The following is a 21,724-nucleotide window of genomic DNA, read 5'->3' as shown; positions in this document are numbered from 1 at the left end:
GCGGAAACAGGCGGCTGACGGGCGACTTCGGCCGCATCCGATGGCCGGCCGGCACGGCGCGGGTCGTCCCCGCGTCCCGGAACGGCATCCCGGGCCTCCTTGTTCGCGCAGGTCAACGCAGGTGGGACGATCCCGCTGTCCCGGGTACGGGGGCAGGTGTTGCCGGGGGTCCGCGGCGTCCAGGAATCTGTGGATGTCGCACCGGCCGAGGCGGCACGACCGTCCCGTCGGCAGCACGACGACCACCGCCCTGCGCTTGTGCACCGGGACACCCCTGTGCCCGGGCGGCGTGCGGCGCCTCGCACCACCCGACGCCCCACGACGCAGGAAACAGGCCCGTGGATTCGGCGGCGGCGGGGACGGGAATGGCGGGGAGCTGCTGAGGACCGGTGCCCAGAGGGCGGCGGGTGGTGCTACCGGGTGACGTTCGGCGCCCTCTGTTCCTGAACGAGCATCTACGGGCGGTGGTCGTCTGCCCAGTTCATGAGGTACAGGAATCCGACCGACAGTAAGCCGCCCGCGACGGCGATTCCTGCTCCCACAGGCCCGAAGAACACGTAGGTGAAACCGCTTGCCCAGGAACAGGCTGCAGAAGACAGCATGACGCCACTTTCCAGATCGGAGGGCTTGACCGGTGTAAGGCCGGTGGCGAGCAGTCCGGCTCCGTAGGCCGCCGCAAGCATCCCTACGACTGCGAGTATCCAGCCGAGGAGCACAAACCCGTCGTTTCGGCCTTCCCCTGCCCAGCGGGCTAGATACCCGATGGCGTAGGTGAACCCCCAGGTTGGCCCGATCACCAGGGCAGCCCTGATGCACAGTCCGACAGCGTCATAAGTAGGCACGAGCTTGGCCACTCGTGTGGCCAGTGCCTTCTGGCGGCCCGTCCCCTCCGTCGCGATCTCTCCTCGCACGGTGCGCACTGGCTGTGTTTCTGCTGCGGGAACAAGCTGTGTTCCCGCAGCGGGAACGTCCTCCCGCAGTTCCCGGACCTCCCTATTCAGTTCGCGCATGCCGGCCTGCAACTGCGTAAGGGCTCTTTCCTCTCCGACTGTGAGGTCGTTCAGGCGCTCCCGCTGGCGTCCGACCTCTTGGGCGAGTACTTCGTCTCTTTGCGCTGTCCGTCGGTCCAGCGACTCGCGGGCCTTCCGGTCCTCCGTCATGTCCTTCCGGGCTCGGTCTACTTCCTCCGTCAGAGCCGCGACACGCTCCACCATCGCGTGTAGCGCCTGTTCCACCTCACCTCCCGAGCCGTCCCGGCGTTCACACTGCTCTTTGAGCTGGTCCCGCTCCCTCTTCAGCTCTGCAGCCACCGACATGAAGTGCTGGGTCTGCGCGCTCGGGATTGAGCTGTTCTTGAGAGCAGTACGCCAAAGATCCCAAAGGGCGGCGCGTTCCTCGGCGCTCAAGGGCTTCTCCCGGTCCTGGCAGAAGGCGTCCAGATCGGCGATGAACAGTTCTGAGCAAATTCTTTCACCTGATAGATACCGGCTGGTCGTGGATGGTGTCAGGAAGAACGCCTTGGAGAACTCCCGCTGGCTTAAGCCTCGGCGAGTCAGACACTCCTTGAGTTGAGCCCCGAGCCGCTCCGCGTCCGGCTCGATGCGTCCCTTCTCGGTGCCGTCCCCCGGCTCCACGTCCATCTCGCGCCCCCAACTAGCTAGTTGCCAAACTGCGGGATCACCCTGCCTCCCCTCCCGCAACTCTCCGACGAGAAAGAGGCTCAGTGCACCGAATGACGACTGTGCACCGGAGGACAAAAGGTGACCACCAACCAGAACCCACAAAATACAAGCGGAGCGGCTCAAGCGCGCACGCTTGCAGAAGCCCGGACTGCGTACGACCAACTGCAGAAGAGGGTAAGGATCCTCGCGATCCTGCTTGGCCTTGCAGTCGGCATCATCGCAGCCCTCGCGGCCGCGCTGATTTTTATCGTCAACAGCGCGGGCGTACTCGCCACCGTAGGAGCCACCAGCGGGGCCTTCCTCGCCGCGACGTACTTCGCGCACTACCTGGAGGAGAAGGCCGGGCTCCTCTAAGCGCTAGTGGAGCTGGAGCGGTCTGCACCACGCGGCCTCGGTCGTACGACATGCAGGCCGCATTGTGGGCCCGCCCAAGCTGGGCGGGCCCCAAAGGTGTACAGGACGCGGCCGCCAAGGCTCCCGGTGGGAGGGTGCCCGCACCAACTGGGGTACTTCCTTGTCCGCTTCTGCTTCTGTCGCGGCCCGCCGTCTGGCCGCCGCAGCCCTCGCCGCGGGTGTTCTGGTCTCGGTGGCGGCGCTGCCGGCCACCGCGGCCGACCACGCCCGTCCCAGCCGCCCGGCGGCGGACGGTGGCGCGGCCGCCCAGACGGTAGTGGTCGAAGGTGTAGGTGTGGCCGGCATCCACACCGGTGAGGGACGCGACACCCGCACCGACCTCTACCAGGACCGCCGCGCCTACGTGTGGAACAACGACCACGACACCGCCACCCTGCGCAACGACCACGGCCGCTTCGTCGACGACGAGTCCTGGGGCCACCGCCGCAACGGCCACCACTGACCCACCCCACCCCCTTGCGGGGGAATGCCGTGCGGCGGCTGCGGCAGACATGACACCCCGGCGGGGCGCCCACCCCTTCCCGGGGGTGGGCGCGCCGCCGGGCGCTGTATGCCGGCCGCGGTCATCGCGGTGCCTGCTCGTAGGTGACGGTGACATCCGGGCAGGCCTCCGCGAGGTGGGTCTGGGCGTTGCTGGGTTGACACGTCAGTGGGTGGGACAACTCATGCCCGAGTTGTCCCACCCACTGACGTGTCAACCCAGGAGGCTCCAGTAAGAGCCTGCACCGACGATTCCTTCCGACCGCTTGGTGACCTGCGCGATGTGGTCGCTGACGGATCCAGTCGGGACAGCAACGAGTACGTCACCGGGCGGCTTTGCTACGACTAGGCATACCAGGCCCTTCGAAGGGTGCACGCCGCTTGCACCAGTTGGTCACGGCGGGGGAGTCGGGGGTTCGGCCGGCTGCTGTGTGGGTGCGGCGGGCTCCGGCGGCGGGAGGGCGGTGGTGGGCTGGTGCATGCGGGCGATGTGGTCCAGGCCCGCCCGGTAGCGGTCCGGGTCCTCGAGGAAGGTGTCTTCGTGCCGCCGCCGCATAGCGGCGGTTCGGGTGTGGGAGCAGGCGGTGGCGAGGGTGGCGATGGCCGAGGCCAGTGCGGGGATAGCGGGGAGCAGGAGCGGGATCATGATCCACCACGGGGCGTCCGCGAGGGCCGAACTTCCGGCCGCGAGGCTGGAGAAGATGCTGGGGAGGGTCGGGGCGTTCATGGTCGGCTCCTGGGCGGGGTGCGGTGAACAGGGCGTGGGTGTGCCACCGCTTGTGGTGGCGGGGGCGGGGGCAGCGCCGGATACGGCAGCGGGTGTGGCAGGCATGGTGTCGGGGGCGGCTGTTAGCCGAGCAACCCCTGCTGGACGGGCAGCGTTCTCGCCAGTCGTCCGGGCGTATTCGAGGCCTGTGAGCTGCAACTTCCTGCCCGCGCGAACCCGCATGGACCACCGCGGCCAGGCGGGTGGCTCCGTCGCGGCGCGTTAGGCAGCCTGGGGCCCTGGCCAGCAGCGCGGCGGTCAGCACCGCGAGTGCGCACGAGAACACCACGGAACTGAGCGGACATGTCGTGACTCCTTCGGTCCACGAGGGGTGTGTGGCACCGAAGGTGGCGGAAAAGCCGTTCACAGAGGTTCGCGGCGGTATAAAGCGGTAGAAGGCGAACACGTAGGGATACCGGGGGAATGTGTATGGTGAGCGGCGAGCCGTCCAACCCTGCAGCCGCGCTCGCGGAGTTACGTGCACGTCTGCAGGCCGCCTTGGTCGCCAAGCGGATGACCAAGGCGGCTCTTACGAGGCGGGCGAAGCTCGGGCGTACCTCGGTGAGCCGGGCCTTCTCCATGTCCGCGCCCGCGCCGTCCGCGCAGACGGTGAGCAGTATGGCTGCGGCCCTCGGGCTCGATTCCGGCCCGCTGCTAAAGCTGCGAGCGGTCGCTGTGTCTGGTGCTGGGCGGGAGAACTCGGAAGCACGGGAGCGCCTGCCACATCGGTCTGACGAACGCCTGCACGGCTCGGAAGACTCCGCGCCCGCCCATCGTGGCGTCGACCGGCCGCTGGGAGGGGACCTCGCCCGGTCCTCGAACGAGAACCGCCGCGCCGCCCTGATGGCTTACGCGCACCGGGTCAGGCAGACGTACGCGAATCTCGAACTCGACGTACTCACCCCGCTGTCCGATCAGAGTGACCATCCGCCGGTCGCCCTCCGCGAGGTGTTTGTGGTCCCTGGTCTGAGGGCTGATCCGCCACCGGTCGAGCTCCCCCGTGAACTGGTGCACCGCCTCATGGAGTCCGGGGACCTGGCGGAGGAAAAGGAGCCGCCAGAGGAGACGGCTCGCGAGGTGTTTGTGGTCCCTGGTCTGAAGGCCGACGCGCGGCCGGTCGAGTTCCCCCGTGAACTGGTGTACCGCCTCATGGAGTCCGGGGACCTGGCGGAGGAACTCGAGCCGACAGAAGAGAGGGAGTCCCCGGCGGAGGAAGGAGAGTCATCCGAGTACACGAGGTTCTGGGCAGCGGTGAGAGTGGCAGCCGACCGTCTGAAGGACTCCTACCGGCGTAAACCGGTGGTCGACGCGCTCACAGTCCTGACGAGCGATGAGGCGCGCAGAACCGTGCTTCTGGGCGACCCTGGTGCGGGCAAGTCCACGCTCGCCCGGTACCTGGCGCTAACTATGACCCGTCCCGGACCGCCGGAGGGGCCACTGGCCGCGCTGGCAAGTTATGTCCCGCTCCTCGTGGAACTGCGGGAGTACGCTGCCGCAGAATGGCGCCAGCGCACCTTCGAGGACTTCATCGCGCATCTGCACGTCAACCGGGGGATGGCCCCTCCGCCGTCCCTGACCCAGCAACTCCTTCTCTGCGGACAGGCGCTGGTCGTTTTCGACGGGTTGGACGAACTTTTCGACCCGCGCATCCGCCGTGACACTCACTACCGCATCGCAGCGTTCGCCGCCCGCTACCCCGAGGCCCGCGTCATCGTGACGTCCCGGACGATCGGCTACCAGCGGGCCGTTCTCGACGGGGCCGGCTTCAGCCACCACATGCTCCAGGATCTCGACGGGCCCCGAATCAGCGACTTCGCACACCGCTGGTACGCGCCTTCCGGCCGGCAGGACCCGGATCTCGGCAACCGCTTGGCCGGGCAGCTGGTCGCGGCTGTCACGGACTCCCGGCCGGTCCGTGAGCTCGCCGGCAACCCCCTGCTGCTGACGATCCTGGCCATCATCGGCCGCCGCAAGGTGTTGCCGCGCGATCGCCGCGGAGCCTACGAACACGCCGTTACCGTCTTGGTCGCCCACTGGGACCAGCAGGCGAAGCACCTGGAGGCCCAGCTCCCCGAGGCCGTGGCGAACACGCTCGACGCACTGGGCGAACGGGAGCGCACTCGGTTGCTCCAACTCCTGGCCAGAGCGATGCAGGAGGGGACAGGCGGGATCGCCGGCAACCACATCCACGGTAGTGATCTGGAGCGCCTAATCGGCGATCATCTGCGCGCGCGGTACGAGATACCGCGGCCCCTCGCCGCCACGTGCTCACGCGCCATGATCGCGCAATTGCGGGAACGCAACTTCATCCTGTCCCGCTATGGAGGCGAGGTGTACGGGTTTGTACACCGCGCCTTTCTGGAATACCTCGCGGCGACCGACATCATTCAGCGCATCAAGGACGACTGGGACCGAACACCCAAGCAGTACGTCGAGGAAATTGTCACTGCCCACGCCGCCGACCCCGCCTGGCACGAGGTGCTCCTGCTGCTGATCGGCGAACTCGGCGAGCGCGCCGCGGCCGCCGCCGTCGACCGCATCCTTGAGCTCCACGCCGCCCGGAAGGACCCCGCTGACGCAAGCCATGTCGTCCTCGCCCTTCGGGCCCTGGCCGAGGTCGGCGCGGTGGGTGGTCTGGCCAGACAGAGCATCGCCGTCATCGACGCCGTCACTGCCTTGCTGGATGCGAGCATTGGCGACTCTGGGCCGCGAGACGGGCCCACCGTGCTGCTGGACGAGAACGACAGCTATTCCCGGCCGCAGGTACCCGCCGCTGCCGCAGCCTTCCAAACCTTCGGGCCTTACTGGATCGGCCGCGATCGCTATCTGCGCTGGTACCACCTACGTGGACAGTTCGCCGACGCCAGCACCGAACCGGCCGAGCTGGCGGTCGCCTTGCGTCCCGACCCCGCCGAACTACGCCGTCTCGCAACAGGTTCGTTCTACGGTCCGGACCGCGAGATCTTCCTCAAGGCCCTGGCGGACAGGTGGATATCCCATGATGAAACAGGAGAGTTCTTGGCCAGTCGGTCGGCTTCGGACCCCAGCCCCGAAATCCGCCGCAAGCTTGTCGATCTGCTGATCGCTCAGTGGCCCCACAGCCCCGATGTCCGCGCCCGTCTGAAGCACTGCGCGACGCGCGACCCCGACAGCGAGGTCCGTCACCTGGTGGTCACGAGCCTATTACTGCGCTGGCCCGATCGTGCAGACGTACGGGATCTGCTTGTCGCCGTGGCCACCGAGGGCAGTGACACCGAAGCGGCTCAGGCAGCCACCGAGGCGCTGGTGGCGAGAGCACCCCATGACGAGACGCTCCATCCTGTTCTGGCGCATCTGGCTGAAGAGCACGCTTCCCCCCTCGTTCGCGGAACAGTGCTGCCTCTGGTACTGGACTGCGGGAACGAGGACGAGGCACGGCGGCTGCTGTCCAGGCGCGCCGTACGCGACGAGGACCCTGACCTGCGCTTGGCGGCGATACGGACCTTGGAACGGATGTGGCCGCAGGACGACGACGTCCACTCCTTTCTGCGCACGCGCGCCACGGAGGACCCCGCTCCCCTGGTCCGCTGTGCTGCGCTGACAGCCTGGGCCGCCCAGTGCAAAGACCACGAGGAGGTCCGGGCGGTGCTGACTGCACGCATAGTCGGAGAGGAGAGCTTGCACCTGCGCTTGGACGCGCTGACAGCGCTGGTGGACCGGCAGCCCGACCTGGAACAGGCTCGCTCCCTGCTGGCCCAGCGGGCAGCGCACGACGCTGACCCCGATGTGCGGGCGGCAGCATTGAGACGGCTCATCGATCACCGGCCCCAGCAGGAAGAGGTCTGGGGGCGGTGGGCCGAGTGCATGCGCCGGGAGGAGAACGGCGCGGTGCGCCGGAGCGCGGTGTTGACGCTTGGCGAGGCAGACCTGGGACGCACGGAGGTCCGCGCGGTACTCGCTGAGACCGCCGTGGGTGACACAGTGCCAGCCGTTCGTTGGGCGGCAGCAACCGCGCTCACCCAGTGCGGGGACGCGCCAGACGTTCGCAACGCGCTGCTGGCACTCGGCCGCAGGGAGACGGAAGCCGATGTGCGGCTACTGGCGGTCTCACACCTTTCCAAAGGACGGATGGGCAACGACGACGAGCTGGCGTCATTCCTCGCGGAGCGGGTCCGGGAGGACCTGGACCCTGCGGTCCGGCGCGCGATCCTTGAAGCCTGGACAAAGGGCGCTGGCTTTCCGCCCGCACCCGCGTCCGTGTTTCTTGCCGTTGCTGCTGAGGACACTGAACCTGCCCTCAGGTTGGTGGCCCTCACTCATCTCATCGACCACCACGCCGACGACCACCAGGTGCGAACCTTCCTCCTCGCCCGCRTCCRGGAGGACCTCGCCTCCAATGTCATGCGTACGCTGCTCTGTCTCTGGGACGGAGACGGCCCCGCTCCGGACGAGGAACTGTCCGTACTGGCATTGGTCGCTGCCAACGATCCATCCGAATTCAACCGCTGGGCGGCGGTCGGCGCCCTAGTCCGCCGCCGGCCGGACGAGGAGTGGGTTCGGACACTGCTCGCCGACCGAGCGGCCCACGACAGCTCTCCCCGCCTTCGCTGGGCGGCGGCGCTTGCCTTGGTCCAGCGATTGCCAATCGAGCAGGCAGGCCGCACCCTGGCGGAACGTGTSGAGCACGACCCCGACAGGGACGTTCGTTGGGCGGCCCTGAGCAAGCTTGTGCAGGAGGTGCCCGTCGACGACGAGGGGCGGGAGCTACTGATTCGGCTGGCGTCGGGGGATGAGCATCCGACCATGCGCTGGCAGGCTCTCGCTTTGTTGATCGTGCACAGGCCGGCGGACCCGGACCTTCGTGCCGTACTTACCGAACGTGTCGAGCACGACCCCGACARGGACGTTCGTTGGGCGGCCCTGAAGACGCTGGCCGATCTCTGGAACGACGACGAGGTGTGCGCCCGGTTCGCCGCCCATGCCGCCGAGGACCCGGATGCCGACCTGCGCTGGGCGGCGGCCGTGGTCATAGTGAACCGGTGGCCCAACCACAGCGCAGTGGCCGTGGAGCGGCTGCGTGCACAGGCGTGCTCCGCCCCGGACGCCGCGTCCCGCTGGCTCGCACTGGCCGCCCTGGTGGAGATGCCCAGCGCCGCGGAGGGAGAGCCGCTGCTTGCTATCCGTGCCGAGAGTGATTCCGATTCGTCGATTCGTCACGCGGCCTTCGACGTGTGCATCGGTGCCCTCCCGCCCGGCGGCTCGCTCGCGGCCTTCGGCCGCAGCATGGACGAGCGGCTGCTCGCACTTCAGTCCCGACTGCTCACGGCTGCGGACGATGGCCGGCTGGTCGCCGAACGCAGTGCCGTCCACGATCCTGACCCCGAGATCCGGCGGCGAGTCCTCGCCATGATCGCGCTTCACTGGCCGGACCGTCGGACCACCGGACTGCTCGCTGACCGCGCTACAGAGGACGGCGAATCGGAAGTGCGGGCGTACGCGAACCGACTGCTCAGCATGCTCCGCGAACGCTGACTATCGTCGGCCGCTCCGCAACTACTTATCCACATACCGCGCTGCTCTCCGTCCACCGCTCCTTTCGCCCGCCCAATGTCCAACCCGGTCGCCGACGATCCGGGCGGCGACGTCGTCGGACGCCTGCTTTGATGGTTCACGGTGTCAAGCCCAGCGGTTGGTCTTGCCTGCCGGGCGGGTCGGATGGCGGGCCACCAGGGTGATCGCGTCCCAGGCGATTGGGGTCTAGGTGCACGTGCAGACCCGGGCCGTTCACGCCTATCTGCGCTGGTGCAATTCCTCTGCTGCCGGCTTCGTGCTGATGTCTGTCGGCTACGGCATCAAGGGCGTCCGCTGGCTCCGCGCTCGCAGCGGTTCCACGGCCTGATCCCGAAGACAGACCTGAGGAGCAGGCAATTCGATCCGCGCCGCGGGGCGGTGATCTGATGCATGTGCTGGAGTGCTCATGGTGTTCGGGGGCAGGGAGGCGAGCGCCGCGGTTGCGGCATGCCACCACAGGCGTCCTGGGGCCTCGGGGGAACTCTATTAGGAGGGGAAGGCGGCCTCAAGCGTGGCATACGTCGGCAGGAGGTCGGCCAGTCCGACCAGGTGCAGGAGCCGCTGCACGGGCGGGGCAATGTTGGCCAGGCGGATCCAGCCGTCGTGCTCCTGCGCGGCGCGGTGAGCATGGACGAGGAAGGAGATGCCGCTGCAGTCCATGAAGGTGACGTGTTCGAAGTCGATGACCGTGCGGGGTGCACATCGGTCGCCTGCGCCGCTGTCGAATGCCCAGCCGGCGAATGCCACGCTGCTGTAGTCGATCTCTCCGCTCAGTGTCAGGACGTGCACTCCGGATGCAGTGGTGTGCTGGGAGACTGCCAGATGGGATACGTGCATGTGAGCACCTCGTTCTTCCTCCGGCGTTCCACGCAACGGAGTCGGCGTCCTGACCCCACGCAAGCTCACAGCGCTTGCAACGTCAACAAAATTCGGGTTTGTATACCGCCCGCTCCATGGGACGTGGCGGGCCGGTGAAGGTAACTGATACGCCGTGGACGTGATCGTGTGGAACGGCGGGGTCGGCCAGCACGACCTGGAGATCGTCAAAGCGCTCGCCCAGAACCTCGTCGTCGAGCAGCAGCCGGTCGGGCAACGCATCACCGCCCGCATCCCCTGCTCGACACCCCGGCAGCGACCTCGCCTGACGGTTAACGAGGCCGAGGCTGTTCGATCGCGCCGCCCCGATGAGGTGCGGGGATGTAGCCCTTCGCCCCCGGTGGCAGAGTGTCGAGGCACGCTGGGGAGCAGGCGTTGACCAGTGTCGGCAGGACATCGGTCGCCACCACCTGGGAGAGCCACGCCTGGTGCGGGCCCGTCGCCGGGATGGGCCCGGTGCAGACACTGCAACTGCGGGCCGCGGTGGCGCCCCAGTGGCCGGGAGCCAGGCCCTCGAGATCCAGGACCGTATCGCTGGGCGGGAGGAGCCGCGGGAACGGCGGCCGGTACTTGTAGTTGCCGTAGATCGAGCGCGTGCTCACCGTGCTGTTCTCCAGCCGGGCGCACCGCGTGATTTCGTACGGGAACCAGTGCAGCCGTCGCGACGTATAGGGGCCGAACTCCTCCAGGCTTGTCATGTCGCCGATCTCCGGAGGTATCCGAACCAGGTTGCTTCCGTACAGCACAAGGATCCGCACCGCCGTCAGCCGCCCGATCGACGCCGGCAGCGTCACGATCTGCCGCCGCTCCTCAGGGCTCAGCTCCGCCAGCGGGCGAAACTCCTCCCGCCCGTCTGCCACCGCCTCCTCGATCAGATCCAGCAGCCGGAGCCAGCCCGGAGCACTGGTGTCCTGGATCTCGGTGTGAAAGGACGCAGCCTCGCCGAGCGGACTCACCCGGACCTGGCTGAAGCAGTGGCACCGGTCCTGCGGCACCCAGGGCTGGGAGTCCACCGCCTCGGGAAAGCGGTTCGGGAAGACTTGCGCGGCGGCTGGCAGTCCTTCCTCCGCCGCTTCGACCTTGAGCACACTTTCCGCCTGTTCAAGCAGACACTTGGGTGGACCAAGCCCCGTCTCCGCAGCTCGGAGGCTGCCGACCGGTGGACGTGGCTGGTGATTGCCGCCTATGCCCAGCTCCGGCTCGCGCGGCCGCTGGCCACCGATCTCCGGCGGCCCTGGGAGAAACCGGCTCCGCCGAACAGGCTCACGCCCACCCGGCTCCGCAGGGGGTTCAGGAACCGGTGCAGGAAGACCGGCTCCCCGTCGAGTGCACCGAAACCGTCTCGTCCGGGGCCTGGCCGGCCGCCTGGTTCGAAGAACCGCCGCCCAGCCACCCGTCATGACGTGGGCAGAGTCCTGGCCACCGGCGAGGCATACAGCCGCCCCGCCCACCACAAGAAGGGCACCAAACCCCGGCGCACCGAGGAGCGGCAAACTTGACGGCCTGGGCCATGTGCAGCGGGCACGAGGCCGAAGAATTTCACGGGGTACGTCGGTGGATCTCAGCTCAGTGATCATCGCTGTCGCAGGCGTCGCAGGAACCCTGGGAGGGTCGCTACTCACCCAGCGCGGCTCCGAACGAGCCAAGCGCCTGGAGATAGAGCTCGTTCGAGACCATGAGGAGGTCCGCGAGGCCCGTTCGCTGCGACGCACCTGCTATGTGGAACTCAACCGGGATGCTCGGCAGTTCACCACCGCACTCAACCGCCACCTGCACGTCATGAGGGAACGCGGCGTGGCGGAGGGCGACAGCGACGCACTCGAGGAAGCGAAGAACGTGCACCGCGATCGATACTCCGAAGCACAGATGATCGCCCCCGAAGAGGTACTCAGGCGAGCGAGTGTCGTCAACCAAGCCCTGAACAAGGTCTACGGCCAGGTCAAGCGCCTCGAACGCGGTGCCCCCGAACCAGGCGAAACGATGGAGACCGCGGCCCAGGCGCAGTACGAGGTCTGGGAGATGCTCCGAACGATGAGAACCGCTATGCGCTACGACCTCGGTGTGTCGCATGAAGATTGAGAGCTAGCGCAGCTGATGGCGCTCAGCTCCGTGCGAGTTCTCTTGTCTGGCTCGACCAGCCACAACTGATCGAGGCAGGCGTTAAAACGCAAGCTCAGAGCCTGTGTCAGAACCCAGGCTCAGTTGCGTTGAGGTAGTCAGCTCTTTGTGGTGCCGGGGGAGCCAGTGAGGAGTCCGAGCCCCAGCGGGGTGCATGTGTGCCAGACGGTTTTGCCGTCGCGGTGGGCAGTGGTGAGGTGGGCGTCGCGGAGGGCATTGGTGTGTTCGGACACGGAGGACTTGGCCAGGTCGAGTTGGTGGGCGAGGTCGGTGGTGGTGCGTGGTCGGGTGAGCTGTTCCAGGATGGTGGCGCGGGTGCGGCCCAGCAGCGTGGCCAGGGCGTTGGCGGTGGGGTCGTCAAGGAGAGGGAGAGGGGTTGTGGCCGGGTAGACCAGGAACAGTCCCTGGGCGTATCTGCCGACCAGGGGCCGACCGGTCCAGAAGACGGACGGCAGCAGGGTGATGCCGTGCCCGTTGAGTGTGACCTCGACGTCGTCGGTGCTGTCGAACTCGAGGGTGGTGCCGTGCCAGCGCGCCCCCGGGGCAAGGCCGACCAGCATCGCGCGGATGCCCTGGGCGGCCAGGATGTGGATGCGCCAGGCGCGTTCGGCGTCGAATCCGGCGCGGATGCGGTCCCATGAGCTGTCCAGCACGCAGGCGTGTGCTGCCCGTACGGCGTGTTCGAGGATCTGCCAGGATTCCCGGTCGCGGTCGGCCAGGAGGCGGGTCCACGGGATTGGGCGGCGGCCAGCGGAGTGGACGCGGCGCAGTTCGGTGCGGACGAACGGGGTGGGGGCCGACAGGACCTGGTCGAGCCCGTCATCGAATCCCAGGCTCAGTGGGTCCAGGAACAATGGCCCTTTGGCCGTGGCGGGCACCAGTTCCAGCAGCGGCCCCGCGGAGCGCGGCAGGGCGTGGAGCGTCCGCCGCCGCCAGAGGGTGTACAGCGGATCGGGCCGCTGAAGCGCCGCGATGGCAAGGGTCAGCTCGACCATGGGTGCAGGCTCGTCGGCGAACGTCACTTGCAGCAGGTCTTCGGCAGTGAAACACAGTCGCAGCACGATTCCCCCTTGTCACGGTGAGTCCGTCAAGGCACCTCACAGTTCGGTCAGGAGCGAATCGAATGCGTGAGCCGCGCTCGAACCCGATGGTGGGACAGCGGTTCCGAGTGTGAGCCGTGCGTCGGACATGCGGAAGCGGCTAACCGGCCACAGGAGCGCCAAGACTGCTTCCGTAGCGCACCTGCCCAGTGCTGGGTATCCACGAAAACGACGAAGGAGAAACGCAGTCGACAGCAACACGACGGCAGCCGCACCGATCACTACCTTCAACATCATCGTCGCCGGCTGGTACTCCAGCTATCGGGCGTGAGAGAGCGACGGAGAGAACTCCGCCTACAGCTACTGGTACTGCAAGTGGAGATCCAGACGCCAGGCCTGGGGGCTGTACGTGGACGACGACTCGGAAGCAGGCGGTGATCGAAGCCGTCTGGCCGGGCTGTTGAGGGAGATAGCGGACCGATACCGACGATCGAGGGAGAACAAGCATGCGCGCAATCCGGCGGGCATTGATCGCCACAGGCGCCACTGGGGCACTGGTGTGCATCGGATCTGGTGCACCCATCCAGGCAGCGGATTCCGGAGTACGGGGGTGCTCCGAAACCGTGTACCACGGCGACGACTTCGGGAGAGGAAACAACTGCGGCGGGTTGGCCGACGTCACCGCCTGGGACAACGAAGCTGACGGCCGCGGAGTCAGAGTCGAGTACTACCTCGGGGACGGTGGCCCCATGCTCACCTTACGAGACTCCGACGGGAGCGCTGGTCAGGGTGCTTTCAAGAGTTACTCCGACACGTGGGTTTCGCAGATACGCGTGTGTGAGTCAACGGCAGGTTGCAGCGGTTGGAAGTACCCGACCTGGCGCCCTCTGGCGTAGGCCAACTACTCACACTCGTTCCCCCCCCGGGCACAACCTGGTGGTGGCCGACGAGGGAGCCCGAGACGTAAGCGCGTGAGCCTGGTATCTCGCGCGGGATGACGCTGAAGAGTCCCGTCCGGGCGCTGCACGGCGGGCGCCAGCAACAGGCCAGGGGCGATCGCGTCCTGGAGCAGGGGCTGCGTATCGACGACGGGCAAGCGGTCCGGGTTCCGGCCGATCTTCCCGGTCTTGGGGCGGGACCGGCGGGCGTCGGCGCGGCGCTGGGCGGTGTAGGGCCGGTAGTGCTGGCGACCGTTGGGCAGGATGGTGCCGTTGCGGCGGACTTCGCGGCTGATCGTCGATGGGCTTCGGCCCAGTTCGGCGGCGATCGCCCGGATGGTGGCCTTCTCGAGTAGCCGGTCGGCTATGTGGACGCGGTCGGCCTCGCGGAGATAGCGCGAGGGGTCGCCCGGTTCAGCGGCGGGTGCAGCGTTGATCGGTGGATATGCCCTGATCCGGCCCGAGGCGCCTCGTCCGTTGCGCCACCGTTCGCCGGTTCGGGTGCTGATGCCGACGGCCCTGGCGGCTTCGGCAAAGCTCATTCCTTGATCCACAAGCAGGAAGTATGTGTCCCTTTCTTGGACCAACGGCTTCCTGCCCTGGGGCTTTCGTGTCGTACGAACTGCACTGTCCACTGCCACCTCTGGGCTGAGGCGTTGCAACGACCGATAGAACCCAAGGGGGCCCCGTGGTCGGTCCTGTGGTCGGAGGCGCTGGACGCGGCAAGCGCCGGCAAGCGGGTCCTGGCCGGGGTGCGCGGCCTTCCGGCGCTGGCCCGGCGGAAGGCGGGCGTCGAGCCGCTACTGCCGCGCGAGGTGGACGACAAGCTCGTGCCGCCCGCGTGGCGCAAGGAGGTCTACGCCAATCCAGAACTGCCGCAGGGCGCGGTGGACCGGGACACGTACGTGGTGTGCGTGCTAGAGCAGTTGCACCAGGCCCTGGACAACCGCGACGTGTTCGCCGCCCCGTCGCACCGCTGGTCCAACCCTCGGGCCCGCTTGTTGGAGGGCCCCGAGTGGGACGCCGTGTGCGAGGACGTCCTGGCGGCTCTGAGCCTGGACACGCCTGTAGTTCCCGACCGCCTCCGCACGACCGAGACCGGCCCCGATCCTTCGATCGGGGCCGGTCTCGGTGCGTCGGTCAGCGACGGTGGTCAGTTTGCCGGGCACGTAGGATCCACCCTGGTTGTCAGCGCAGGACGCCGAGCAGAGCGGCCTGGCCGAAGTGCATGGCCCAGTTGACCGGCGGCGGCTGTGCGGCTACCCGATCGAGAATCCCGTCCGACGCGCGCACCTCGAGATCGGCTACTGGGGAGCCCCGCACCGTCATCCGACTGCTTTTCAGAGGGACCTCGACCAGCACGAGATCCCTCGGCCCACCTCCTGGCGACGCCTTGGCATCTGACCTCGACGCCTTCAAGATCCCCGAGTCAAGTTCAGACACCGCAGAATTCGGCGTCGACGAGGCGCTGTTCGTGGATGTTCCAGTCGCCGTTGAAGTTCAGCGACAGCACGTGATCTCCGTCTGCCGTCGCCATGGTCTGCGAGATGGAGCCCTGAATGCCGCCGTTGTGCCCCCATATCTCGGTACCGCACGACAACGTCATCCTCATCAGTCCCAGGCCGTAGGAGAAGGTGGGCATGTTCTTGATCGAGACGGTCGTCATCATCTCCTTCATTTGAGGCTCCTCCAGGAGCCGACCGGAGAACAGGGCCCGGTAGAACCGGTTGAGGTCTTGATTGCTGGAGATCATCTCTCCTGCGGCGCCCGCGAATGAGGGGTTGAGTTCGGTGACGTCGTAGATCGCGCTGTTCGGCTCTCCCGGCCCGGCAAGCTCCCCGGTCAGCTTCGAGTAGGCGCGTCCGCTGGGTCCGGGGACGCGGGCGCGGGTGCCCGGCAGACTGGTGGAATCCAGGTGCAGGGGGCGCAGGATGCGCTGCTCGATCTCGTAGGCGTAGGAGTGGCCGGTAGCCTTCTGGATCACCATGGAGGCGATGACGTAGTTGGTGTCGGAATAGCTCCAGTCGTCGCCGGGGGCAAAGGCCGGCCGGTGTGTCATGGCGAGTCGGACGATCTGGGAGGGCGTCCAGGTGGCGTAGCGGTACTTGAAGAAGTCGGTGCCGAACTCCTTGCGCTTGAATTCCTCGTCGTCGGTGTAGCTGTAGATGCCGCTGGTGTGGTTGAGGATCTGCCGTAGCGTGATCTCGCCGCCGTCGTGCCCGTTGCCCTGCACCAGGCCCGGCAGCCAATGGTCCACCGTGTCGTCCAGGCTCAGCTTCCCCTCCTCCTCCAACTGGAGCATCGACGTGGCCACGAACGTCTTGGTGATCGAACCGACCCGGAAGCGGTCATCGGCCTGCGGCTTGCGGCCGGTTGTCAGATCCGCAGTGCCCGCAACTCCCGCCCAGATGTCGCGCCCCTGCTCAACGAACACGATGCCCCCGGGCGCGCCGTCCTGGACGACCGAGTCCAGGGCCGCCCGGGTGGCCGCGTGCCCGCCTCGTGTCGCGGAAGCGTCCGCCCTGCCGACAGCCGACGCCGGCAGGGCGAGACCGGCGCTCATCACGACCGTGGCGATCGCCCGGACGACAGCGACCCGCAGCCTGTGCTCCCCCCGGCTGCGGCCGCCCCTCGTGGACGTACGTGACCCGTTGGCTGCGTATCCGTGCTCGTACAAGAAAAAATCCCGTCACTGGTGGGGGACGACCTGATCTGGACCCAGTATTTTCGATCAAGGTCCGGACCGGGATACTGCCAACCACCTGCTTGAAAGTGGGGTTACCCCCCCACCAGCCGGGGGGGACGACGGAGGTTCAAAGACGGGATCTGAACGACGAGCGACGTGGCGTGTCACGCCCAGTCGATGCCCAGATGATCGATTCCAAGGGTTGAGTGAGATGCCGAGTGTCTGTCTGTCTCGCCCAACTGACTTCTGACTGGCGCCTTGTCGAGCACCTGCGTCCGGACCCAGGCTTGCTGGAAGGACTGAGCCGCACGGCCATCGATACCTGGAAATTCCTTCGTCCGTGCCGCCGTCCGGATGATGAGGTGGCACGGTGATGAAGAACCACGATGAGGCCGCGAGTGTCCGACCGTTGACGCTGGCTTGGGTGGGTAGGCACCTGGAGGCCGGCGAACGGATCGTCAAAGCCGAGGAGTTGCACGGCGGCATCACCGCCGAGAGGCGGAGGCTGATCATCGGCACACGGGACGGAGCACCCGTGACCTGGTGCTGCGGACCTACGTCGACCCGTTCTATATGAGGCACGCCGAGGACGGGCTGATTGGGGAGGCCGGCGCTCTGACCTTGCTCGCGGTGACCGGTGTGCCTGCTCCTTCCTTGGGCGCGGTTGATCCGACTGCCGCGCAGTGCGAGTATCCGCCGCTCCTGATGACCCATCTGGCGGGCCGGACGGTCCTCGACGATGAAGGAGTGGAGGCTCGCGTTCGCCTGCTGGCCCGTCAACTTGTGGCGATACACGAGGTGTGCCCTGCTGAGCGGCCCCGGGAATACGCGACGTTGTCGACCGCCCACACTGTCGTGGCTCCCAAGGGCGCCGACGCGGCCGTATGGGCCGCAGCGATCGAAGTGATCCGCAGGCCCGCGCCACCCTATGAAGGGCGCTTCCTGCACCGGGACTTCCAGCCCGGCAACGTGCTGTTCGACGTGTCGCCTTCGAACCCGGAACGTGCCCGGATCACCGGCGTCATCGACTGGGACAGCCTCCTGTGGGCGCCTTGGACCGTTCCGCCTACTCCGAGGTGCGCTCCGAGGTGGGGGCAATAGGGCCGGTTCGCATCCGTCCGGAACGGGCAGGGGGCCGGCTCCCGGCGGGTAGGCGGGGCTCGGCTTGTGGTCGTGGGCTTTCCAGGTGCGCAACCTCTTCATGGCCCGTCCCCCTCGGTGAGCTTCAGGGCTTCGCCGAGCAGCGTCTCGACGAGTGCCAGCGCCGCCCCCTGACCGGGGTCAGCCCAAAACCCGTGCACGCCGAAGCCTCCCCCCTGACCGGCCCGGCACGCCCTGCCGACGGAAGCGCACGGATCATGAAGAGGCAGTGCATATGACAAACGCATGCCCCGCGAACCCCTCCGCGCCCCGCACGCCGTGGTGCGCTGATCCCCGCCCCACCCCAGGCAGCACCGCTCACACGGCCGGGCCCCTGGCCGGATCCCAGCTGAGTGAAGGAGCTCCGCAACCGCGGTTGATCCTCCCCTGCAGCCCCCAGCCGCCGCTGCACTGCTGTACCTGTCGTGCGCCGGTGCCTGCTCGGCGGTTGCGACCGGGCCGGAGAATCGGTTGTGGAGCAGGGAGCCGCGCCGGGTCTGCAGGAGCAGCAGGCCGGTCGGCCAGGCTGGCGGTAGTGACCCGTACGGCCCGATCTCCCAGACCCCGGACTTCAAGGACAGCTTTCCCCGTGCACTGCGTGGCCGGAGGCGAGGGCAGCGAGCCACAACCGCACAGCTGGGAGGTAAGCCGGTGACGTCTCGGCAAGGGCGGCCCGCAGCTGCTCGAGAAAAAAATATGCCGCTGAGACATGGCTCAGCGGCTTTGGCCAGCTGGCGCGGCGGGGGTGAGGACGGCTCCGCGGCCACCCAGGCGGTGGCCGCGGAGCCGCCCCTCGTCCCGAGGCTGCGCCGGCGAACGCCGCCACGGATACGGCTTGTCAGGTCAGCAGGGCGACCGAGTAGTCGAATGTGGTCCCCGTGACGGTGTAGGTGGCCGTCTGGCCGTTGTCGCAGTAGGACACGTAGGAGCTGCCGTACTCGTTGGTCCCGCCGACCGCCTCGACGTAGGGGCGGATGTCGGTTCCCTCGGGTAAGGCGGTGGTGGACAGGTCGATGATCCTGGTCTGGTTGATCGGGTAGTCGCCGGTGGAGGCCGACTGTTCGCCGGTGCGGGCCGAGGCGGTCCAGGACAGGACGAAGCCCGCGTTGTTGACGACGGCGACTTTTTGCACACAGGGCTGGGCCTGCGCGGGGGCGGCGGCTGCGGTCACACAGGGCAGTGCCGCCATCGCCGTGGCGCTGGTCAGGATTGCGGCCGACCGCCGCAGTATCCGGTTCATGATCAGATCTCCCATCCCGGCCGGAACTGTTCCGGCCGCTACCCGCGAGTGACCCGATGAGGCATCAGGAAACTTGTGCGCAAACGGAGTTGTGAGTGTCACGGGTGGCGCCGTCGACCAACTGATCGGCGGGGGCCGTGTGGTATAGGTGTGAACGCTGACCCGGCGGTGACCCGGTGAGAGGGGTTGGGCAGTCAGCGCGGCGTGGTCGGGCTCGCGGACCGGGTCAAGGCGCTCGACGGCCGGATGCGGGTGTCGAGTCCGGCCGGGGGTCCCACCCTGCTGCATGTGGAGGTTCCATGTCGCTTCGCCGGATCGTGGCCGAGGACGCCGTCCTGTTGCGCGAAGGGCTGGTCGGGCTGCTGCAACGGGTCGGCCACGAGGTGGTGGCGGCGGTGCGTGCCGACCGACCAGAACCTGATCGTCACCGACGTACGCATGCCGCCGTCGCTCAGCGACGACGGGCTGCGCTCGCCGGTCGCTCTGCGCCAGGAGTTCCCGCGCCTGCCAGCGCTCGTCCTCAGCCAGTACGTCGAGCGCTCCTAAGCGCTGCGCCTGCTCGACTCGGGCGGCGGCGCCGGGGTGGGTTATCTGGTCAAGGAACGGGTTAGCGCGGTTGTGGACTTCGTGTCTGCGATCGAGCGGGTGGCCGCCGGCGGCACCGTGGTGGACCCGGAATTGATGGGAGCAGGGCGAGGCGCTGGTAGGCGGCGTGTGTCCCCGGTCGGCCGGGAGGTACCGACTCGGCGCGGCCCCCGGACGGATGGGTGAGCCGAAGCACGATAGTTGTCATCAACGGCATCCGTTGACCTGAGGTTTCAACCGGACGAAGCAGCCTGGTTGTCACCGGTGAGGCAAGCGGTTCGTCACACGCCCTGACTCGGCAGCATTCCTGTCCCCGTCTACAGCAGGGTGTGTGACAGGCCGACAGTTCATTGGATCAGGTCTGTGTATGGATGTTCGGGGGAGGTCGGACAGACGTAGATCTGCATGTTGTCCGTGCTGCCTACTTCTACCCTCGTCGGCTGCGAGGGGTACCGGCCCGGGCGGCGAGAGCCAGCGAGGGCGGTAGCCTGCTCTTCCTGCGGCGCCCAGCTGCGTCCTTCACCGCCGTCCCACTCCCGGGAAGCAATCGTCAGCAGCGGGACCATCTGCGCCGCGCACACAGCGCAGTACCGGGGGTTCGGGTCGGTGCGGCCCCACGGGGGCCAGCCACCGACCTTCCAGCCGGGTGCGTTGCCCAGGTGAACGTGGTAGAACTCGTGCGGATACTGCGCGTAGGAGCTGTCCACGCCGGCACCGGCTGCCTGCCACCTGTTCCAGTCCTCCAGCATCCGCTGCAGCTCCGGGCTCAGATCCAGGCTGTTGGGGTACTCGGTGATCGCTTCTGGCGCCAGCACGCACGGCTCTGGCACGTAACCCGGATAGTCCGCCTCGTACGGTTCCGGTGGTGTGGCGAGGATGTCGCCGACCTCCGCGACCGACCGCCAGAACAGTGCGGTCGACGGCTTGTAATCCGGTTCGTGCTCGTACGGGCACCAGAGAATCTGAAGCAGATCGGCCTGCTCGGGCGGCCGCAACAGGGGTATGTCACGCAGGAACAGCTGAGCCACGGGCAACATCGGAACCGGGCATTCGGCGGGCCAGGGAGGGCCGGCGTCGAGCCGTTCAGCGAGTCGTGCGGCAGCGCGTTCCTTGAGCGCTTCCTCCTGGGGCGTGAACGCGGGAGGCCGGTCATCAGGGCGCCGCCGGGCCTGCAAGCGTCTCTTGAGCCGCACTTCGGTCAGTGACTCGCGGAATCCAGTGTCCACGTGCAGGTGCGCGTCTTCGCAGTGCGGCCACGGCTCCCTTGCCGGCCACAGCAACGGCCCACCGACCGAGCTGTCCCTGACCGAAGGCGACCCCGGACGTGGATGCAACCGGATGGCAGGTCGCGCCAACGGGGCCAACTCGGGGAAGACCGCGGTCACCTCGACAGGCCGCGGAGGAGTAGTACGTACGAAACCCATGCCGGTGATCCTGCCACCAGCCACCGACAGTCCCCTGCCGCCTCAACACGCGTCACCGCTCAACTGGCCACAACGCCCACCAACTCACGCGCTCAGTCGCTGGGCGCCGCGCCCCGGCTGGGTGGGGGGTTAGTAGTCGAGGTCGAGGTAGTCGATGTCGTTGAGGGTGACGTCGGAGAGTCCTCTGGGCGCGGTCGCGGCAACCTGGCCTGCTGGGGCTGCACCCGGGGCGGGGTACTTCGCCGCCCACCCGTTCAGCAGGCGCTGGTAGGCGTCCAGGCGAGGGGACTTCGGCTCGCTGCGGCCGTTCTCCCAGTTCTTCACCGACTGGTCGTGGTCTTCAGCGCGGTGGCCAGGCGCGCCTGCGTGATGCCGGCGGCTTCCCGCAGCCGGGCACGCTCCGCCGGAGGCGGCAGATGCGGCTCCTCGTTCAGCAGAGCGTCGACGGACGCGAACAGCTCTTCCTCAGATGCCATGGCCGTACCCTCACGCACGACCGGAATCTGGTTTAACTACAAACTTATCCCATTGTTTAGCCCTTGCGCGCCTCTTTCATTCCGAGTGCTGCGATTTCTTGCCTTCGTGGCAGTCCCCGAAATTGGATGTCATGCCGCTGTCGCGTGTCGCTCCGGTGGTGGCGCGGAGGTTCAGGCCTGCGGCGGGCCGTAGTCCGCCGCCAGGCGGGTGAGCCACTCGCGCAGCAGTCGCTGTTCGGCCTCGCTCAGCACGTCGGCGTCGTCGGGAAGGGCGGCGCGCAGCGCGCGGGCGGCCGGCGCGGGGCCGGA

At 67.6% G+C, this 21,724-nt stretch carries 14 protein-coding genes and 8 pseudogenes; 10 read left to right on the top strand and 12 right to left on the bottom strand.

Annotation, left to right across the window (positions count from 1 at the left end):
• Nucleotides 1–455: 455 nt before the first annotated feature.
• Nucleotides 456–1,640: a helix-turn-helix transcriptional regulator gene (locus ASD48_RS23975; RefSeq protein ID WP_057603765.1), complete on the bottom strand. Its 1,185-nt coding sequence runs from the start codon at nt 1,638–1,640 to the stop codon at nt 456–458.
• A gap of 120 nt (nt 1,641–1,760) precedes the next feature.
• Here ASD48_RS23975 and ASD48_RS23970 point away from each other — a divergent pair, with 120 nt between their 5' ends.
• Together ASD48_RS23970 and ASD48_RS23965 are read left to right on the top strand one after the other, a co-directional pair.
• Nucleotides 1,761–2,036: a hypothetical protein gene (locus ASD48_RS23970; protein ID WP_057603764.1), complete on the top strand. Its 276-nt coding sequence runs from the start codon at nt 1,761–1,763 to the stop codon at nt 2,034–2,036.
• 160 nt (nt 2,037–2,196) lie between these two features.
• Nucleotides 2,197–2,538, top strand: a complete 342-nt coding sequence (locus ASD48_RS23965; protein ID WP_063887491.1) for a hypothetical protein — start codon at nt 2,197–2,199, stop codon at nt 2,536–2,538.
• A gap of 432 nt (nt 2,539–2,970) precedes the next feature.
• On the opposite strand, the gene ASD48_RS23960 is transcribed toward ASD48_RS23965, so the two are convergent.
• Nucleotides 2,971–3,303 (bottom strand): hypothetical protein, encoded by a 333-nt coding sequence (locus tag ASD48_RS23960; protein WP_057603762.1) that lies wholly within the window; start codon nt 3,301–3,303, stop codon nt 2,971–2,973.
• Between the two features lie 468 nt (nt 3,304–3,771).
• On the opposite strand from ASD48_RS23960, the gene ASD48_RS23950 reads away from it, so the two are divergent.
• Entirely contained in the window at nt 3,772–8,853 is a 5,082-nt protein-coding gene (locus ASD48_RS23950) for a HEAT repeat domain-containing protein (RefSeq protein WP_199875932.1), read from the top strand.
• 525 nt (nt 8,854–9,378) lie between these two features.
• On the opposite strand, the gene ASD48_RS44370 is transcribed toward ASD48_RS23950, so the two are convergent.
• The 3 genes from ASD48_RS44370 to ASD48_RS23940 all read right to left on the bottom strand — a co-directional run bounded on the left by ASD48_RS44370 (nt 9,379) and on the right by ASD48_RS23940 (nt 10,856).
• Complete coding sequence (locus tag ASD48_RS44370; protein ID WP_057603759.1) at nt 9,379–9,729, bottom strand: STAS domain-containing protein; 351 nt, start codon at nt 9,727–9,729, stop codon at nt 9,379–9,381.
• An 82-nt stretch (nt 9,730–9,811) separates the two neighbouring features.
• Entirely contained in the window at nt 9,812–9,985 is a 174-nt protein-coding gene (locus tag ASD48_RS46195; RefSeq protein WP_157880683.1) for a hypothetical protein, read from the bottom strand.
• A 55-nt stretch (nt 9,986–10,040) separates the two neighbouring features.
• Nucleotides 10,041–10,856 (bottom strand): leucine-rich repeat domain-containing protein, encoded by an 816-nt coding sequence (locus tag ASD48_RS23940; RefSeq protein ID WP_242432711.1) that lies wholly within the window; start codon nt 10,854–10,856, stop codon nt 10,041–10,043.
• On the opposite strand from ASD48_RS23940, the pseudogene ASD48_RS45455 reads away from it, so the two are divergent.
• Together ASD48_RS45455 and ASD48_RS23935 are read left to right on the top strand one after the other, a co-directional pair.
• Nucleotides 10,821–11,267: pseudogene (locus tag ASD48_RS45455) on the top strand (transposase); the annotation flags it as partial. The gene ASD48_RS23940 and the pseudogene ASD48_RS45455 overlap by 36 nt on opposite strands.
• 70 nt (nt 11,268–11,337) lie before the next feature.
• The gene (locus tag ASD48_RS23935; RefSeq protein WP_057603758.1) at nt 11,338–11,847 is read left to right on the top strand and encodes a hypothetical protein; all 510 of its coding nucleotides are present in this window, start codon (nt 11,338–11,340) and stop codon (nt 11,845–11,847) included.
• A gap of 137 nt (nt 11,848–11,984) precedes the next feature.
• On the opposite strand, the gene ASD48_RS23930 is transcribed toward ASD48_RS23935, so the two are convergent.
• Complete coding sequence (locus ASD48_RS23930) at nt 11,985–12,881, bottom strand: winged helix-turn-helix domain-containing protein (protein ID WP_057603757.1); 897 nt, start codon at nt 12,879–12,881, stop codon at nt 11,985–11,987.
• Between the two features lie 1,039 nt (nt 12,882–13,920).
• Here ASD48_RS23930 and ASD48_RS45450 point away from each other — a divergent pair.
• Complete coding sequence (locus ASD48_RS45450) at nt 13,921–14,220, top strand: hypothetical protein (protein WP_057603756.1); 300 nt, start codon at nt 13,921–13,923, stop codon at nt 14,218–14,220.
• Here ASD48_RS45450 and ASD48_RS45445 read toward each other — a convergent pair.
• Nucleotides 14,101–14,499: pseudogene (locus tag ASD48_RS45445) on the bottom strand (helix-turn-helix domain-containing protein); the annotation flags it as partial. The gene ASD48_RS45450 and the pseudogene ASD48_RS45445 sit on opposite strands and share 120 nt — an antisense overlap.
• A 252-nt stretch (nt 14,500–14,751) precedes the next feature.
• Between ASD48_RS45445 and ASD48_RS45440 the strand changes: the two are divergent.
• Nucleotides 14,752–14,955 (top strand): annotated as a pseudogene (locus ASD48_RS45440) (hypothetical protein); the annotation flags it as partial.
• Nucleotides 14,956–15,299: 344 nt separating this feature from the next.
• Here ASD48_RS45440 and ASD48_RS23915 read toward each other — a convergent pair.
• On the bottom strand, nt 15,300–16,427 hold the full coding sequence (locus ASD48_RS23915; RefSeq protein WP_199875930.1) for a serine hydrolase domain-containing protein: 1,128 nt from the start codon (nt 16,425–16,427) through the stop codon (nt 15,300–15,302).
• 496 nt (nt 16,428–16,923) lie between these two features.
• Between ASD48_RS23915 and ASD48_RS23910 the strand changes: the two are divergent.
• Nucleotides 16,924–17,582 (top strand): annotated as a pseudogene (locus ASD48_RS23910) (phosphotransferase); the annotation flags it as partial.
• A gap of 946 nt (nt 17,583–18,528) precedes the next feature.
• On the opposite strand, the gene ASD48_RS23905 reads toward ASD48_RS23910, so the two are convergent.
• On the bottom strand, nt 18,529–18,930 hold the full coding sequence (locus ASD48_RS23905; RefSeq protein WP_057603766.1) for a hypothetical protein: 402 nt from the start codon (nt 18,928–18,930) through the stop codon (nt 18,529–18,531).
• Between the two features lie 198 nt (nt 18,931–19,128).
• Here ASD48_RS23905 and ASD48_RS45435 point away from each other — a divergent pair.
• Nucleotides 19,129–19,236 (top strand): annotated as a pseudogene (locus ASD48_RS45435) (two-component system sensor kinase); the annotation flags it as partial.
• Nucleotides 19,230–19,614: pseudogene (locus tag ASD48_RS23900) on the top strand (DNA-binding response regulator); the annotation flags it as partial. The pseudogenes ASD48_RS45435 and ASD48_RS23900, both read left to right, overlap by 7 nt.
• A gap of 248 nt (nt 19,615–19,862) precedes the next feature.
• Here ASD48_RS23900 and ASD48_RS23895 read toward each other — a convergent pair.
• The 3 genes and pseudogenes from ASD48_RS23895 to ASD48_RS45430 form a co-directional block, all read right to left on the bottom strand.
• Nucleotides 19,863–20,939 (bottom strand): hypothetical protein, encoded by a 1,077-nt coding sequence (locus ASD48_RS23895; RefSeq protein ID WP_057603754.1) that lies wholly within the window; start codon nt 20,937–20,939, stop codon nt 19,863–19,865.
• 216 nt (nt 20,940–21,155) lie between these two features.
• Nucleotides 21,156–21,415 (bottom strand): annotated as a pseudogene (locus ASD48_RS42320) (helix-turn-helix domain-containing protein); the annotation flags it as partial.
• Nucleotides 21,416–21,586: 171 nt separating this feature from the next.
• Nucleotides 21,587–21,724, bottom strand: a pseudogene (locus ASD48_RS45430) (TetR family transcriptional regulator); the annotation flags it as partial.

This window comes from Streptomyces sp. Root1310, from assembly GCF_001426425.1.
In the GTDB taxonomy this organism is placed as follows: domain Bacteria; phylum Actinomycetota; class Actinomycetes; order Streptomycetales; family Streptomycetaceae; genus Streptomyces.
This window is presented reverse-complemented; position numbering and strand designations above follow the sequence as displayed.